The organism is Nonomuraea sp. NEAU-A123 (assembly GCF_018603905.1).
Lineage (GTDB): Bacteria > Actinomycetota > Actinomycetes > Streptosporangiales > Streptosporangiaceae > Nonomuraea.
In genome coordinates, this window is the sequence record NZ_JAHFZZ010000001.1 from 637,199 (window position 1) to 652,394 (window position 15,196).

Here is a 15,196-nt window from a genome sequence, read left to right on the forward strand (position 1 = left end):
CGGATGGGAACAGGGTGTCACCCCGCAGCACAGTGGGCGCGGAATATCCCCGACCCTTGAGGAGATGGCCCCATGGCCACCAACAGCCGCTCACATACGGATGTGATCGTCGCGGGCGCCGGCCCGGTCGGTCTGACGCTGGCCGCCGAGCTACGCCTGGCCGGGATCGACGTCCTGGTCGTGGAACGTGCCCTCGAACCCAGCCGGCACTCTCGCGCGTTCGGCCTACTCCCGCGCACCATGGAGGTCTGGGAGCAGCGCGGCGTCGCCGATCGATTCACCGGCCTGCGGCTACCGCACGCCGACCTGGCCGCCGACATGGTCGATCTCGACTTCACCCGTCTCGACACCCGCCACGGTCAGATGCTGCTGGCCCAGGCGACGACCGAACGGGTACTCGCCCAGTGGGCGGACGAACTGGGCGTCAAGCTGGTCCGCGGACACGAGGTCGTCGGCGTCGAACAGGACGCTGGCACAGTGACGGTCGACGTCCTCACCGCAGGCGAACGTCGGCGCATCCACGCCGACTATCTGGTGGGCTGCGACGGCGCGCGTAGTGCGGTCAGGACCTGCGCGGGCATCGACTTCCCCGGTGAGTACACCCGGGCGGAGTTCGTCCTGGTCGATCTCGTCGAGGTCGACCGGAGCGACCCGCGTTTCGGACGGTTGCCGCTGTTCGAGCGGGGGCCGAACGGGCTGCTGGTCATTCTGCCGATCTCCGCCGACACGGTACGCGTGGTGGCCCATGAGTACGGCGCGCCGTACCGAGGGGGGCGCGGCACCCCGACCTGGGAGGAGGCCAAGCAGGTGTTCGTCAGGGCCGCCGGGTTCGATCTAGCCGCCGGCAGGCCCGTGTGGATCAGCCGTTTCGGCAATACCGCTCGCCAGGCCACGGCGTACAGGCTGGGCCGGATCCTGCTGGCCGGCGACGCCGCGCACACCCTGCTACCCGCCGGCGGTCAGGGGCTCAACCTGGGCGTGCAGGACGCCGTCAACCTGGGCTGGAAGCTGGCGGCCGAGCTGGGCGGCTGGGCTCCGCCGGGGCTGCTGGACACCTACCACAGCGAACGCCACCCGGTGGCCGGGCAGGTGCTGCGGAACGCCAAGGCGCAGTTCGCGCTCATGCTGGGCGGTCCCGAGATCGACGCGCTACGCGAACTGCTGGGCGAGCTCCTGGCCTTCGAGCACGTCAACCGCTTCCTGGCCGGCCAGGTGGGCGGTACGGCCATCCGGTACGACGTCGGCGAGGGTGACCATCCGCTGACCGGGTGCCGTCTGCCGTACCGGCCACTGACCGTCGAGGGCGAGCGGACCGACACCATGCGGTTGCTGCACCGGGCCCGGGGCGTGCTGCTCGCACTCGCTCCTGGACCGTGGGCGGTGGCGGACGACTGGACGGACCGGATCGACATCGTGCGCGCACACGCACTGGACACTGACGCGGGGTACGCCTGCGCGCTGATCCGCCCTGACGGTCACGTGGCCTGGGCCGCCACCGCGGAGAAGCCCGACGCGAGCGGCCTCGACGCCGCCCTGCGCCGCTGGTTCGGCGCACCACGAGGTGAACGAACGACGGACAGGATGAGCGAGCGCCCTGTCGAGCTATGATCGACGCAGTTCCCAGCTCCTGGTTCCACCTCGACGCCGTCGCTTCGGAGTACCGGCTCCATCAGGTGCACAGGTCCGAACTCGAGCTGGAACTCCCCATCCGGGCCACCATCCCGTTCCTCACCCTGACCGCCCCCTGACGCGCGGCTGATGGAAGAGCTCCCTATCCAGCGGTGATGCGGCGAGCCAGGGCCTCGCCGGCGGGTCGGCCGGCGACGAAGGCTCGGAGAAACGCGGTGATCGCAGCGAGGTCGTGGCCTTCGGCCGCGGCGTCGATGGATCGATAGAGGTCGTCCTCGATCTCGATGATCTGCTGGGAGAGGCGCAGGCCCTCTTCGGTGAGGGACAGCTCGATGTGGCGGCGGTCGTGCGCCGACACCTGGCGGTCGACGAGGCCCACAGACGTCAGCCGATCGACCAGGCGACTGGGGCTGTTGCCGCTCTCGCAGACCAGCAGGTCGCCGAGACCGTTGAGGGTGAGCGACTGGCGATCCTGCAGGATGCGGATCACTTCGGCCTGAGAGGGGGTGATGCCGAGCGGGCGCAGGGCTTGGGCGAGCAGCCGGTTGCCTTCTCGCTGGGCGGCCAGGATCAGGTATCGGAGTTCTTCAGCCGGTCGCACGCGAACGCACCTCCTGTTTCCCGGCGAAGCCCCCGCTCACGGCAGCCAGACGTGCGGCCGCTCCAGGATCGTGCGCCGGCAGTATCACCAGACCCGGGTTCTGCTCCCGCAGTGTATTGATCGCCTTGGTGGTGTCGTTCAGTTGCCGTCTCTCCCCGACTCCCGGGACGAGGCCCTCCTGCAGTAGGCGAGCGTCGTACGTCAGGTCGCCGACCATGAGCAGCGGCGGATGTACGGCACCGCGGACCAGCAGTGACAGCGACCCGGGAGTGTGGCCGGGGGTGGGTAGCAGGACAAGGTCACCGTCGCCGAACAGGTCGTGGCCGGTCGTGAAGGGCGCGAGCCGAGGGTCGTCGATGGGGCCGGGATCGACATGGCGCCAGCGCAGCCCGGGAAGGTCGATGTGGGATCGCAGGAGCCCGCGTAGTTCGGGCAGGGGCTCCTGGAAGGACCGCCATTCCTCGCCGCTGACCACGATCTCGGCATGGGTGAGCTCGCGCAGCCCCCCGATGTGATCCTGGTGCAGGTGGGAGAGCACGGCCGTGTGCACGTCGGCGATGTCGTAGCCGATGGTGGCCAGCCGGCCCCTGAGGGTGTCGGCGGGGCCGATGTCGAAGCGTGCCAGCCTGTCGTACATCACACCGGTGATGCCGCCGGGAAAGTAGCCGGGGTCGGTAACCGACGCGCGGTCCTGACCGGTGTCGAACAGCACCAGCCCGTCGCCGCGCTCGATCACATAGACGTTGATCGGCAGCGGCGGGGTCCACCTGCGCGAGGTGAACAGCCACCAGTACATCGGCTTGCGGGTAGGCCCCACGTGCTCGGGGTGGATAGACACCCTTCCCGTGCTGACCACCGACACCTGCTTGATCGTGCTCGTCGCACCGTTTCTCATGGAGATTAGATTACACGACATGTATGTCGTGTCAACTATCTACCGGGATCTGAGGCGCTGGGGCCCCGGCCCGCCAGGGGTGGGCGGGCCGGGGAGTGCCGGCTGTCAGGCGCAGGTGTAGCCGGACGGGAGGGCGGTGTTGCCGTTCGGGCGGGTCGCCTGGAAGCCGATGCTGGCGGTGGCGGCTCCGGGGGCGAGGGTGCCGTTGTGGCCGACGTTCCTGATCGTCACGGTCTGCCCGCTGACGGTGACGGTGCCGTTCCACGAGCCGGTCAGCGTGTGCCCGGCCGGCAGCGTGAAGGTGGCCGTCCATCCGGTGATCGTCGAGGTGCCGGTGTTGGTGATGGTCAGGGGCTGGATGACGTACCCGGTGTCCCATTGGGTCTGCACGGTCGGAACTGCCGTGCAGGTTCCGGTGGACGGGCCGGGCTGGGTGGTGACCTGCGAGGTGTTCGAGACGGGCGAGGTGTTGCCCGCGGCGTCCCGTGCCCTGACCTGGTAGCGGTACGTGGTGCTCGGGGTCAGGCCCGTGTCGCTGAACGCGGTTGTGGTCGAGGTGCCCACCTGGGTGAACGTGCCGCCGCTCGCGCCGGGCGCGCGCAGGATGTCGTAGCCGGCGACGCCGTTGTCGTCGATCGAGGCCGTCCAGCTCAGGTTCGTGCCTGTGGACGTGGTTCCCGAGGCCGCCAGGCCGGCCGGGGTCGTGGGCGGGGAGGTGTCGTCACCGCCGGTGGTCGTGGTGAACGTGACCAACTGCGAGTTGCCGGACAGGTTGCCCGCGCCGTCACGCGCCCGCACGTACACCTGGTACTGGGTGTTCGCGGTCAGTCCGGTGAGGGTGATCGAGTTGGTGGTGGACTGGCCGAGTTGCGGGTCGGTGGCGCCCTGCTCGCGGTAGACGTTGTAGCCGGCCAGGCCGGAACCGCCCTGGTCGGTGGAGGCGGCCCAGGTCAGCGTGGCGCTGGTGGCGGTCACGTTGGACGCGGCCGGGGTGCCCGGTGTGCTCGGCGGGGTGGTGTCGCTGGAATCGTTGAGGGTCGGAGTCTGCCAGTCTCTCCACTCAGACAAATTGCCAAGCGCCTTGGCCGAGATTCTGATCGTGCCAGGAGCATTGCCCGTCTTCAGTAAGAACTTCTGGATGTTCTGCTGCAACGGGGTCCTCCATTCAGGTCTGTTGGCGCAGTGGTTGCCGTCCTGAATGTCGGACCAATAGGTGATGTTGTCTCCCGCACCGAGCGCCTTGTAGACCTCCGCGCCACCCAAGGCCGCGACGCTCGCAGACTTAGGACCCAGATTAGTAATGTGCGGATTATCCATGATGAATAGTCCTCGTGGCGCGACCATGGCCACCATTTCATGCGTGTCCACCGGCAGCCTGTTCGGATTGCCGGTGAAGGAGCCGAACGCGTCGCCCAGCCACGGCTGCTCTCCATAGGCGCTGCTCAGACTCTGGGCGCCTTCCCCGGGGATCCCGCGGAAGATGGGAACACCGGCGCTACCCGACTCGATCGGCATGGTCAAAGCGATGCGCTGGTCGAACGCGCCGATCACGAAGGCGCCCTTTCCGAACCGCGAGCATCCCGTGACGCCGGTCGCATCCGCCTTGAGAATGCTGCCGTCCGACTGCTCAATGACGTCGATGATCCGGCTCACCCCCCAGGCCCAGGCGAGTAGCAGCCCGGTGCTGCTCGAAGAGCCGTAGATGCTGTAGAACGCGCCTTGCTTGTTATTGCGTGGCGTGCCCTCTCGCCCGACCGCGTAGGGGTCGTAATTGATGACGGCGGCACCGGCGGCGCTGATGGCGGCCGTGTCCGCGCCGAATCCTCCCACGACGACGACGGCCGGGAAAGGCCCGGAACCACTGGGCAGTGAGACGCTCGCTGAGAAGCTGGAGTTTCTGCCGTTGTGGTTCACGTTCACGGTGATGCTGGTTCTCGAGACCGTTCCCGTGACACTCGACGGCTTTCCGGGCTTCTCGCCGTAGACGAACCTCTCCGCCAGCTTCTTGATCTCTTCCCGTCGGCACCGCCATTCGGACTTGGCGGAGATGCGCGTACCGTCCAGCTTCTTGAAGGGATCGGGAAGCTTGGAGTTGGTAGGTAAGGATCCTTCGTCGGGCAGGCCGGCCACTGCGCAGTCGGCGCCCTCGTCTTCAACTCCACCAGCCGCGGCGGCCACGGTGGATGGTGCCGCTACCATTCCAGCGACTGAGAGCGCCACCGCTACCGTCAGCGCCACGACCCGTGAACGGATCTTTGAGCGGGCCAAGCTGATGATCACTAGGGCTCTCCCTTCCGCGTGGGGTGTTGGCGATGAGTCTGGGAATCCTCCCGAAACATGTCAACGCAGATGCCGAAATGTTTCGGTGATTGGCTCAGTGCCATTCCGTTGAACTGGAGATATTCTTGTGTCGGATGTCAAAACTTTCGGAAACTAGCTGAAAACGAGGCAGGTCCTCTTCGGTCAAGCCTGTCATTCCGAAACTTTCGCTTCAGTCTGGCGGTACGATCCGCCCCCCGTATCCGATCGATCAGAGGGGCTCTGGGGAGACGGGTCTAGCGTAGAACTCGGCCCACAGATCGACCGCCTCTTCCAGGTCGAGAGCAGCCACCTTCTCTCGGGACAGGCCGGCGGTGTAGATCAACCGATGGGCAAGCCATTCCGGAACGGGTTCCCGGGGTGGCGGTTCATCGATATGGATGAGGTTGGCCAGAGTTCGCAGGTGCTCGATGACCTGCCCGAGCTGAACGACTTCGGGGCGATCATCGCCCGCCGACCGGACCCTGGCAGTCGCCTCCGCATAGACCTCCGCGTCGGCCCTTTCGCCGACAGCCCAAACCTCGCAGATCTCAACCGACGTGTCCGCGGTGATGCGGTAGACAACCCGCCAGGGGTTGCGCCCGACCACAAGCTTTCGAGAGCCGGTCAACTCCCCGCCCAGGGGATAACCGGCCTCGGGGTTGTCGAGCAGAAGAAGGATCTTCTTGAGGACCTTTGGCGCGGCGTCGGGGCCGATCCGCCGGAGATCGTCCACTGCCGGAGCCGTAAAGACGACATCAGTCATCTGGCATCGCGGCCAGCGACTCGCGGGTGTGACCGAAGGCGGCGATCACCTCATCGAGCGAGACCAGCGAACCCAAGGGCCGAAACTGCCCATAGGTCGTGAAGACCCATCGGTTCAGTCCGATAAATCTTCGGTTCGCATGAACTCTGGGAATCCAGGAAAGGCGAGAGTCGGCCCCGCCAGTGATGCGGCTGGCGCGGATTTGTCGGCGGCGCATGGGAGACTCCCGCTTCATGACGAACTGGCCCGAGCGCGTTCGACGGTTGATCGCTGCCAAGCATCCGTCCCGCGAGGTGCTGGAGACGCTGCGTACGGATGCGGCGAAAGACCCGGAGGCGGCACGAGAACTGGGGCACATGCTGCTGCAGGTGTCATGGTCGGAAACGCAGACCGACGGCTATGGCTACGTGCCGGGAGCGGAGAAGTGGCTGCGGCAAGCGGCGGCGGCACGGCCGCAGGACGTTGAAGCGACTCTCCTCTTGGCGACCCTGCTGTCGATTCAGTGCCGACAACTCTGGGACATGGCCTTGGAGACGCGTCACTCGAAACGGTGGGATGAAGCAAGGAAGCGGCGGAGCGTCGAGGCGTGCGGCCTGTACGAAAGGGCGCTCCAGCTCGATCCCCATTCGAGCGCCGCCGCCGGCGGGCTGGCTCTCCTACGTGAGAATCAGAGCATCGCGGGCGATGGCCGCTCGGCCGTCACCGAGGCCGGAGACCTTGACGAAGCTCGATCTCACCGCTTCGACTACTTCGTCCTGCGGGTTGAACTGCTGGTGACCAACAACGGCGACACGGTCACCCGATGGGTCGTGCTGCGCGACCTCGAACAGCTCTGGGGCTTCGACACCTGCGCCTGGGAGATCAGCAAGCCGGTGGCCTTCCAGTACGAGCGCGGAATCCAGGTCGCAACGCACCGGCCTGCCCGGCTATCCAGCAGATCACTCGCCCAGGTCGCTGAGGAGTGGCATGCGAAGAGGGACATGGCGTCACAGGACGCGCTCCTTCCCGTCGGACATCCGGCGCGCCATGACGGCAAGACCCTCCATTACGGCGTCAACGGCGCCCAGATGGCGGACGGACCTCTGTGAGGATTACGGCCCTGGCCTGCTGCGCCTGGGGCGATATTCGCCACAATCTCGAGACCGCAGTACGCCAGAGCGCTTCTGGCGACCGCGGCCGGCGAACAAGATCCTGGCGAGTTCCCGCGAACTCAAGGATCAGAACCGTCCGCAGATCGTGGAGACCCTTGGGTTCGCCTGAACTTTTGGCTTTCGAGGGTCGCAGACCAAGTACGTCAGAAAGGGGCAGAGGCGGAGCCCTCCCAGACCCTGATCAAAATGCGAGATCCCACACGCGGACCACACCGTCCTGGCCGGCGGTCAGGACGACCGGGCGTTCTTGGATCTCCGTCATGGTCACCGCGGTGATTCTGCCCTCGTGGCCGGTCAGGGACCCTCCAAGCTGGACGCCGGGGATGAGGTCCCAAATTCGCGCCGTCCCGTGATCGTCGCCGGTCACCGCCAGCGCCCGACCTCCAGTCACCGTGGCGTCCATGGCCAGGATCTCGGTCTCGTGCGCGTTGATCGGGTCCCCGATGGGTCTGGCGTCGGCCAGGCTCCAGCGCCAGAGAACACCGCCGTCGTTCGCCGCCGCCACGATGGTCTCCGACAGTGCGACCGCGCGGAACAGCCCCGCACCGACCATCGTGTGCAGCCGCTCGCCGCGCTCCAGGTCCGTCACCAGCACCTCCTCGCCGCACACCGATGCCACGAGCACCCGCTCGCCTACCCGTGCGACCGCGATGTCCCCCATGTCGTCCGAGTGCCCGGGGAGCTCCCGGCACCGCTCATCGATCCACTCCGGGGACGACGGATCCCACTCGAAATGGTCGGGAGCGGAACTGCCCGCGATGAGGGCCAGACGCCCGCCCAGAACGGTCGTGTCCAGGGCATGGACGCCGCCATGGCTCAAGATGACACCGCTGATCAGCTCGCCGCTCATCAAGTCCCACAGCGCCGGGCCCTGGTGGTGGCCGCCCGTGGCCAGCACCACCCGGCCGCCGACGGCCTCCGCACCCACGAACATGAAGTCGGGGTAGAGGTGAGGGGCGATCGCGTCGTCTTCGTCTTCCTCTTCGTCTGCTCCCTCGTCGTCGTACTCCCTAAGATCCTCCAGTGCGCGCGCGGTCCACTCGTCCTCGCGCACGTCCCAGGTCCACACGTCGTTCCGGGAGTCCGCGCACACCACCAATGCGCGCCCGTCCACCTCGACCACCGCAAGATCGTTGACGGGGCCTCTTCCGGAGGGGAGTACGCCGCTTTGGAGCAGTCGTTCGGCAGACATGCGGAAGATCGTATTACCCATCGGCCCCATAGCGACCGGAAGATCAATATTCAGGGCTATCTATGGCCGAGCGAAGGGTGTCGCAACGACCGCTCGCGGTGCCGTCATCGCTCTTGGTGAGGTGAGCGCTTTCAGGTGCGGCTTTACGGCGCACGTTCGGGCTTGGAGCCCTCATCCGAGATTGCTTCGGGGCCTGGTGGCGGTGTGCGGTGTTGTCCATCTCGCGCCCGCCTGTCGGGGGCGCGCAGGACGATCCGCAGTACCTGGACGGCGCGGTTCTGGCGCTTGGCGGAGGGGGCCCATAGGGCGGTCAAGCCTGCTGCTATAACGATGATCGCCAAGGCGAGTGGCAGTACCGAGGCGCTTAAGCCCACGGTCTTGAAGAAGTCGAGCAATGACGGCCTCCTGGCAGCGCAAAGCTTGCCAGAGGTCTCTCCCGCCCGGTTCAGGTGCGGACCAGCAGCCCCGGGGGCCCCGTGGAGCGGGGCGACACCGTGATGACGAGGCTGCTGAGAAGGGATACTCCCCCCTGTATTGCGCAGAGTAAGGCCGGGCGAACTCGCCGTCTGTATGCAAGGGAGTAAGGCTTGGCGAACTCCTGTCGATGACCGCCGCCTTCCGCACAGGCGGGCGCCAACGTGGACTTCGACGATGGCCGGCCGGCCGAGGTCGACATCCTCGGGGATCACTCAGGCCAGGGAGAGTTCTCGATGACCTCGACGAAGTCGATGTGCCGAAACCCGGGGACGAAATGCTCAAGCACGTCGGCGTTCACTGTGCCGAACGTCGTGTCCGGGCGGTGCTCGAAACCCTCCTTGAACGCCTGGAGAATCTGCCGCTTGAAGTCGGGCCGCGGGTGCACGGCGGTCACGGAGTCGATCTCCTCCCGGCTCAGGTTCCCAAGGCGCATGCCGAGCACGTCGGTCTCCACACCCGCGGTCGTCGCGGCGATCTCCGGGGCCAGCTTGTAAGGGACCTCGGGGGTCGTGTGAAGGGCGATCGCCATCCACACGAGATCGGCATCGGCATCCGAGAAGCCGTGGGAGCGGAGGAACGCGCGCGCCTGATCGGCGCTGTCGAGCTCGAAACGCTGATCGTCGCTCCGATAGGGCGACACGAGACCCGTGTCATGGAAGAGCGCCGCGATGTAGAGGAGCTCCGGATCGGGTGTGATCCCGAGGGCACGGGCTTGCATGCTGCCGAACAGGAACACCCGGCGCGAGTGGTGGAAAAGGAGTGGGGTCGTCGTCTCCCGTACGAGCGAGGTCGCCTCGGCGGCGATCGGGCTGTCAGGGATGACGACCCCGGCGATCGTCTCGGACATGGGCGGCTCCCATCAAAAACGGTCGTGACGCCCCAAGATCATGGAGGCGCCAGACAATCCGAGGGATGGATACCCTTCACACCGCACATCAGAGTCAATCATGAGTAATCGGCGGTGTGATCATGCTTGCCATACGGGGTCGGCGCGTTTGATCGGTGAGGTGCGGTGCGGCAGGCGGGCGGCCCCATTGAGAGAAGCGCTGACCAGGCGAAGGCTGTGCTGGGGGGTTAGAGCCAGCCGGGTTTCACCAGGCCGGATTCATAGGCGATGACGACGAGTTGGGCGCGGTCTCGGGCGTGGAGTTTCATCATTGCCCGGCTTACGTGGGTTTTTGCCGTCGCAGGAGACATGAAGAGGTTCGCGGCTATCTCGTCGTTCGTCTTGCCGGTGCCCACCAGGGACAGCACCTCGCGTTCGCGGTCTGTCAGTTGGTCCAGGTGGTTGGTGGCGGAGGGTTCTTTGGCGCGGGTGGCGTACTCGGCGATCAGGCGGCGGGTGACGCTGGGGGACAGGAGGGCTTCGCCGGCCGCGACCACGCGGACCGCCTGGATGAGTTCGGCCGGTTCCGTGTCCTTGACGAGGAAGCCGCTGGCGCCGCCGCGCAGGGCCTCGAAGACGTACTCGTCCAGTTCGAAGGTGGTCAGGATGATGACGCGCGGGCCCGGTGGCATCTGACGGGTGGCGGCCAGGCCGTCGGTTCCGGGCATGCGGATGTCCATGAGCACCACGTCCGGCGCGTGCTCGCGCGAGAGGCGCACCGCTTCGGCGCCGTCGGCGGCCTCCGCGACGACCGTCATGTCGGGCTGGGCGTCGAGCAGGGCTTTGAAGCCTGCTCGTACCAAGGCTTGGTCGTCGGCGAGCAGGAGCTTGATCACGAGGTCTCCTCGGGGAAGGGCAGTTTGGCCTCGACCTGGAAGCCGTTGCCGGCCGGGCCGGCGGTCAGGGTGCCGCCGAGGGCTGAGGCGCGTTCGCGCATGCCGGGGATGCCGTTGCCGCTGCCTGCTTCGGCCAGTACGGCCGGTTTCGTCGCGCCGGTGTCCGCGATCAGGACGCCCAGCTCGCTCGTGCCGTACTCGAGCCGGACCGTCACCCGGGAGCCGGGCGCGTGGCGGGCGGCGTTCGTGAGGGCTTCCTGGATGATCCGGTACGCGGCGCGTTCGAGTTGCGGCGGTAGCGGCCGGGAGCCGACGTGTTTGAGCGTCACGTCCAGGCCGGAGCGGGTCACGAGTTCGTCGAGGCGGTCGAGGCCGGCCGTGGGGGAGCGGGGGGCGCCTTCGCGCAGGACGTTCAGGACAGAGCGCATCTCGCCGAGAACCTCCTTGGAGGCGGACTTGATGGTGGTCAGGGCGGTACGTGCCTGCTCGGGCTGGTCGTCCATGAGGTGCAGGGCGGTGGACGCCTGAACGTGGATCAGCGAGATGTTGTGCGCGAGTACGTCGTGCAACTCCTGCGCCATCGTCAGCCGCTCCTCGCTGGCCTGCCGCCTGGACTCCTCCTCGACGACCCGCTGGTGCTCGGCGCGCCGCTCACTGCGGATCCTGAACAGCTCGGCGATCACCATGAACAGCAGGATGAACGCGGTGATCGCCAGCGTGTGGAAGACCCACGAATTTCGACCTTCCTGCAATGAGGCATAAATCAGGAAAACGGCGAGCGTAACTCCCGAGAAGATCCACGCGATCAGTCGCCGCCCGCCCAGGACGAGCGACCAGAGCATGAACCCCGGCGCCAGAAAAATTGGCCCATACGGATAACCGCCCACTACATACACATATGTCGCCAAAAGCGTGACAACGGTAGAGGAGACGGGAAATTTCCGGCGGCCTAGTATCGCCACCGGCCCCAGCAGCAGCAACACGTACGCCAGCGAATCCAGCGGCTCCCTGAAATCTCGCTGCCCCCAGGCCGCCCCCTGCGACAGCACCACCTGGACCACCGCGACGATCAACGCGACGTAGACGTCGTTCCCGGGCTTCTTGCGCACCCCCCAACGCTAGGCCACCTACCTGACCTGCGCATCATCCTCCAGCCGCAGGGGGCCCTACCGCGATGGGCGTACCTGGTCCATCGTGGAACACATGCGCCGAGTGATCGTTCCCGCAGCAGCAGTCCTCCTCTCGCTGGTGTCCACCCCAGCGCTGGCTGCCACACCCACGCCGCCACAGAAGGCCCCGGTCGCCGAGGGGTACGGCGGCGCGGCCGCCACGGTGGACTTCGACGCCAGCAAGGCCGCCATCGCCGTACTCAAGCAGGGCGGCAACGCCATCGACGCGGCCGTCGCCGCGGGTGCGGTGCTCGGCGTGACCGAGCCCTACTCCGCGGGCCTGGCCGGCGGCGGCTTCATGGTCTACTACGACGCCCACAGCCGAAAGGTGGTCACGCTGGACGGCCGCGAGACCGCCCCGCAGGCCATGACCGCCACCACGCTGGAAGGCATCCCGTTCGACGAGGGCGTCACCAGCGGCCTGTCGGCCGGCATCCCCGGCACGCTCGCGCAGTGGGACCTGGCCCTGCGCAGGTACGGCACGCTCTCGCTGAAGCAGGCGCTCCAGCCGGCCATCGAGGTGGCGTCCAAGGGCTTCGTCGTCGACCAGACCTTCTACGACCAGACCGCCGCGAACGCCGCCCGCTTCAAGGACATCACCTCCACCGCCAAGCTCTATCTGCCCAACGGCGCGCCGCCGCCCGTCGGCTCCGTCTTCAAGAACCCCGAGCTCGCCGCCACCTACCGCGAGCTGGGCAAACGCGGAATCGACTGGTTGTACGACGGGCAGCTCGGCAGGGAGGTCGTCGCCACGGTCAAGCAGCCGCCCGTCACCCCCGGCGCCACCCGCAACGTACGGCCGGGTCTGATGGAGCTGTCCGACCTGCGCGCCTACCGCGTGCTCCAGCGCGAGCCCACGCGCGTGGACTACAACGGCATGCAGGTGTACGGCATGGCCCCCCCGTCCTCCGGCGGTTCGACCGTGGGGGAGGCGCTCAACATCCTGGAGTCCCTGCCGAGCGTGGGCCTGCACGAGTATCTGGAGGCGTCCCGCCTGGCCTTCGCCGACCGCAACAAGTACGTCGGCGACATCCCGAACGTACCGCTGAAGGAGCTGCTGTCCGACGGCTTCGCCAAGGAGCGCGCCTGCCTGATCGGCGAGAAGGCGATGGCCCACCCGGCCCCGCCCGGCAATCCCGACGGCGGCTATGAGGCGTGCGCCACCCCGGCGGGCACGGCCACGGCGACCACCGACGAAGGCCCCGAGACGACCCACATGACCATCACCGACCGGTGGGGCAACGTCGTCGCCTACAACCTGACGATCGAGTCGACCGGCGGCAACGGCATCGTGGTCCCGGGGCGCGGAGTGCTGCTCAACAACGAGCTCACGGACTTCACCTTCGGTCCCGCCCCCGGCGACCCGAACCTGCCGGCCCCCGGCAAGCGCCCGCGCTCGTCGATGGCGCCCACGCTGGTGTTCGACCACGGCAGGCCGGTGCTGGCGGCCGGGTCGCCGGGCGGCTCGACGATCATCACGACCGTGCTGCAGATCCTGGTCAACCGCTACGAGTTCGGGATGAACCTGCCCGAGGCGGTCGCCGCGCCGCGGGCCACGCAGCGCAACACCGAGCAGACGCTGGCCGAGCAGGCGTTCCTCGACAAGTACCGGGCCGAACTCGAGGCGCGCGGGCACAAGCTCGCGCTGACCACGGAGATCGGCGCGGCCACCGCGCTGGAGTTCCTGGGCCGGGGCAAGGTGCAGGCGGTCGCCGAGCCGGTCAGGAGGGGTGGCGGCAGCGCTCTGGTGGTGCGGCCCGGCTAGTAGATCAGTTCGTACGCGCCGGGCTTCATCTTGCGGGTACGCGCCCAGTACTCGAAGGTGAAGCCCGGCCAGATCGTCCGGTTCACGCCGTGCTCGTCCAGGTACCAGGACGTGCAGCCGCCCGCGTTCCACACCAGCGGGTCGAGCCGTTCCCGCAGCCGCCGGTTGAACTCCCGCTGCCGTCCCGGCTTGACGTCGATGGCCCTGGCCCGGGTCTTGGAGAGCAGCCGGAGGCAGTCCATGACGTACCGCACCTGTGACTCGATCATGAAGACGACCGAGTTGTGGCCGAGGCCGGTGTTCGGGCCGAGGAGGAAGAACAGGTTCGGGAATCCGGCGGTGGAGATGCCGTAGTAGGTCTCGATGCCGTCCTGCCAGGCGTCCTGGATCTTGAGCCCGTCGCGGCCGACGATCCGCTGCCGCTGGAGCGCCTCGGTCACCTTGAACCCGGTGCCGTAGATGATCACGTCGACCTCGTGCTCCACCCCGGCGGCGTCGACGATCGAGTGCTCCCTGATCTCGGTGACGTCGTCGGTGACCAGCGCGACGTTCGGCCGGGTCAGCGCCGGATAGTAGTCGCTGGACAGCAGGGTGCGCTTGCAGCCGATCGTGTAGTCGGGCGTCAGCCTCCTGCGCAGCTCCGGGTCGGGGATCTGGCTCTCCAGGTGCTTGAGCGCCAGCTTCTCGTGCGCCTTCATCAGCCTCGGGTCGATGGTGAAGCCCAGCGCCCTGGTCTCCAGCAGCCAGTAGAGGGCGGTGCGTACCGCCCTGGCGGCGCCCGGCAGCTTCATCAGCCGCCGCGTCCGGGGCGAGAAGGCGACGTCCGGCTTGGGGTGGATCCAGGGCGGGGTGCGCTGGAACACGGTGAGCCGCGCCACGCGCTCCGCGATCCGCGGCACGAACTGGATGGCCGAGGCTCCGGTGCCGATGACCGCGACGCGCTTGCCGGTCAGGTCGACCGAGTGGTCCCACTCGGCGGAGTGGAAGGCCGGCCCGGCAAAAGCCTCACGTCCCGAAATTTCGGGGAACGATGGGATGTGCAGGGCGCCGATGCCCGACACGACGGCATTCGTGCGCAGGGTCTCGCCGTCGTCCGTGGTCACCGTCCACCGGCGGTCGATGTCGTCGTACTCGAGCGAGGCGACCTGCTTGCCGTACCGGATGTGCGGGGTGACGCCGTACTTCTCGCCACACGCCCGCATGTAGTCCCAGATCTCCTCCTGTGGGGAGAACAGCCGCGACCAGCCGGGATTGAGGTCGAACGAGTAGGAGTACATGGGCGAGGGCACGTCGCACGCGCAGCCGGGATAGGTGTTGTCGCGCCAGGTGCCGCCCAGGTCGGCGGCCTTCTCCAGGATGACGAAGTCGTGGTGTCCGGCGGCCTTGAGCTTGATCGCCATGCCGATCCCGGCGAACCCGGCGCCGATGATCACTATCCCTGGCTCGTCCACTGCTCCTCCGCATTATTAGACGCAATGTCCAATGTAGTGAGAGATTTGGAGGTCCGTCCAGAGTGACCCGTATCACACCG

At 67.3% G+C, this 15,196-nt stretch carries 13 protein-coding genes; 4 read left to right on the forward strand and 9 right to left on the reverse strand.

From position 1 onward, the window contains the following. Positions 1–72 precede the first annotated feature (72 nt). Together KLK06_RS02970 and KLK06_RS02975 are read left to right on the forward strand one after the other, a co-directional pair. A complete protein-coding gene (locus tag KLK06_RS02970) occupies positions 73–1,608 on the forward strand; it encodes an FAD-dependent monooxygenase (protein WP_214633680.1) in 1,536 nt (511 codons plus the stop codon). Then, positions 1,605–1,748 (forward strand): hypothetical protein, encoded by a 144-nt coding sequence (locus KLK06_RS02975; protein WP_214633681.1) that lies wholly within the window; start codon positions 1,605–1,607, stop codon positions 1,746–1,748. The genes KLK06_RS02970 and KLK06_RS02975 overlap by 4 nt, the downstream gene beginning before the upstream one ends. A 23-nt stretch (positions 1,749–1,771) precedes the next feature. On the opposite strand, the gene KLK06_RS02980 is transcribed toward KLK06_RS02975, so the two are convergent. From KLK06_RS02980 to KLK06_RS02995, 4 genes are all read right to left on the reverse strand, one after another. Then, positions 1,772–2,230 carry a MarR family winged helix-turn-helix transcriptional regulator gene (locus tag KLK06_RS02980; protein ID WP_214633682.1) on the reverse strand — a complete coding sequence of 153 codons (459 nt, stop codon included), beginning with the start codon at positions 2,228–2,230 and terminating at the stop codon, positions 1,772–1,774. Beyond that, the gene (locus KLK06_RS02985; RefSeq protein ID WP_214633683.1) at positions 2,217–3,125 is read right to left on the reverse strand and encodes an N-acyl homoserine lactonase family protein; all 909 of its coding nucleotides are present in this window, start codon (positions 3,123–3,125) and stop codon (positions 2,217–2,219) included. The genes KLK06_RS02980 and KLK06_RS02985 overlap by 14 nt, the downstream gene beginning before the upstream one ends. A gap of 105 nt (positions 3,126–3,230) precedes the next feature. Further along, positions 3,231–5,324, reverse strand: coding sequence for a fibronectin type III domain-containing protein (locus KLK06_RS59480; RefSeq protein WP_250904761.1), 2,094 nt, complete (start codon positions 5,322–5,324; stop codon positions 3,231–3,233). Positions 5,325–5,655: 331 nt separating this feature from the next. Then, complete coding sequence (locus KLK06_RS02995) at positions 5,656–6,189, reverse strand: type II toxin-antitoxin system RelE/ParE family toxin (RefSeq protein WP_214633684.1); 534 nt, start codon at positions 6,187–6,189, stop codon at positions 5,656–5,658. Between the two features lie 233 nt (positions 6,190–6,422). On the opposite strand from KLK06_RS02995, the gene KLK06_RS03000 reads away from it, so the two are divergent. Further along, a complete protein-coding gene (locus KLK06_RS03000) occupies positions 6,423–7,277 on the forward strand; it encodes a hypothetical protein (protein WP_214633685.1) in 855 nt (284 codons plus the stop codon). Positions 7,278–7,521: 244 nt separating this feature from the next. Here KLK06_RS03000 and KLK06_RS03005 read toward each other — a convergent pair whose 3' ends face one another. The 4 genes from KLK06_RS03005 to KLK06_RS03020 form a co-directional block, all read right to left on the reverse strand. Beyond that, positions 7,522–8,532 carry a WD40 repeat domain-containing protein gene (locus KLK06_RS03005; protein ID WP_214633686.1) on the reverse strand — a complete coding sequence of 337 codons (1,011 nt, stop codon included), beginning with the start codon at positions 8,530–8,532 and terminating at the stop codon, positions 7,522–7,524. Positions 8,533–9,217: 685 nt separating this feature from the next. Continuing rightward, positions 9,218–9,856 carry an HD domain-containing protein gene (locus KLK06_RS03010; RefSeq protein WP_214633687.1) on the reverse strand — a complete coding sequence of 213 codons (639 nt, stop codon included), beginning with the start codon at positions 9,854–9,856 and terminating at the stop codon, positions 9,218–9,220. 227 nt (positions 9,857–10,083) lie between these two features. Then, positions 10,084–10,731 (reverse strand): response regulator transcription factor, encoded by a 648-nt coding sequence (locus KLK06_RS03015; RefSeq protein ID WP_214633688.1) that lies wholly within the window; start codon positions 10,729–10,731, stop codon positions 10,084–10,086. Then, a complete protein-coding gene (locus tag KLK06_RS03020; protein ID WP_214633689.1) occupies positions 10,728–11,840 on the reverse strand; it encodes a sensor histidine kinase in 1,113 nt (370 codons plus the stop codon). The genes KLK06_RS03015 and KLK06_RS03020 overlap by 4 nt, the downstream gene beginning before the upstream one ends. 94 nt (positions 11,841–11,934) lie before the next feature. Between KLK06_RS03020 and ggt the strand changes: the two genes are divergently transcribed. Then, positions 11,935–13,665, forward strand: a complete 1,731-nt coding sequence (ggt, locus tag KLK06_RS03025) for a gamma-glutamyltransferase (RefSeq protein ID WP_214633690.1) — start codon at positions 11,935–11,937, stop codon at positions 13,663–13,665. Here ggt and KLK06_RS03030 read toward each other — a convergent pair. Continuing rightward, positions 13,662–15,116 (reverse strand): NAD(P)/FAD-dependent oxidoreductase, encoded by a 1,455-nt coding sequence (locus KLK06_RS03030; protein WP_214633691.1) that lies wholly within the window; start codon positions 15,114–15,116, stop codon positions 13,662–13,664. The genes ggt and KLK06_RS03030 overlap by 4 nt on opposite strands. Between the last annotated feature and the right edge of the window lie 80 nt (positions 15,117–15,196).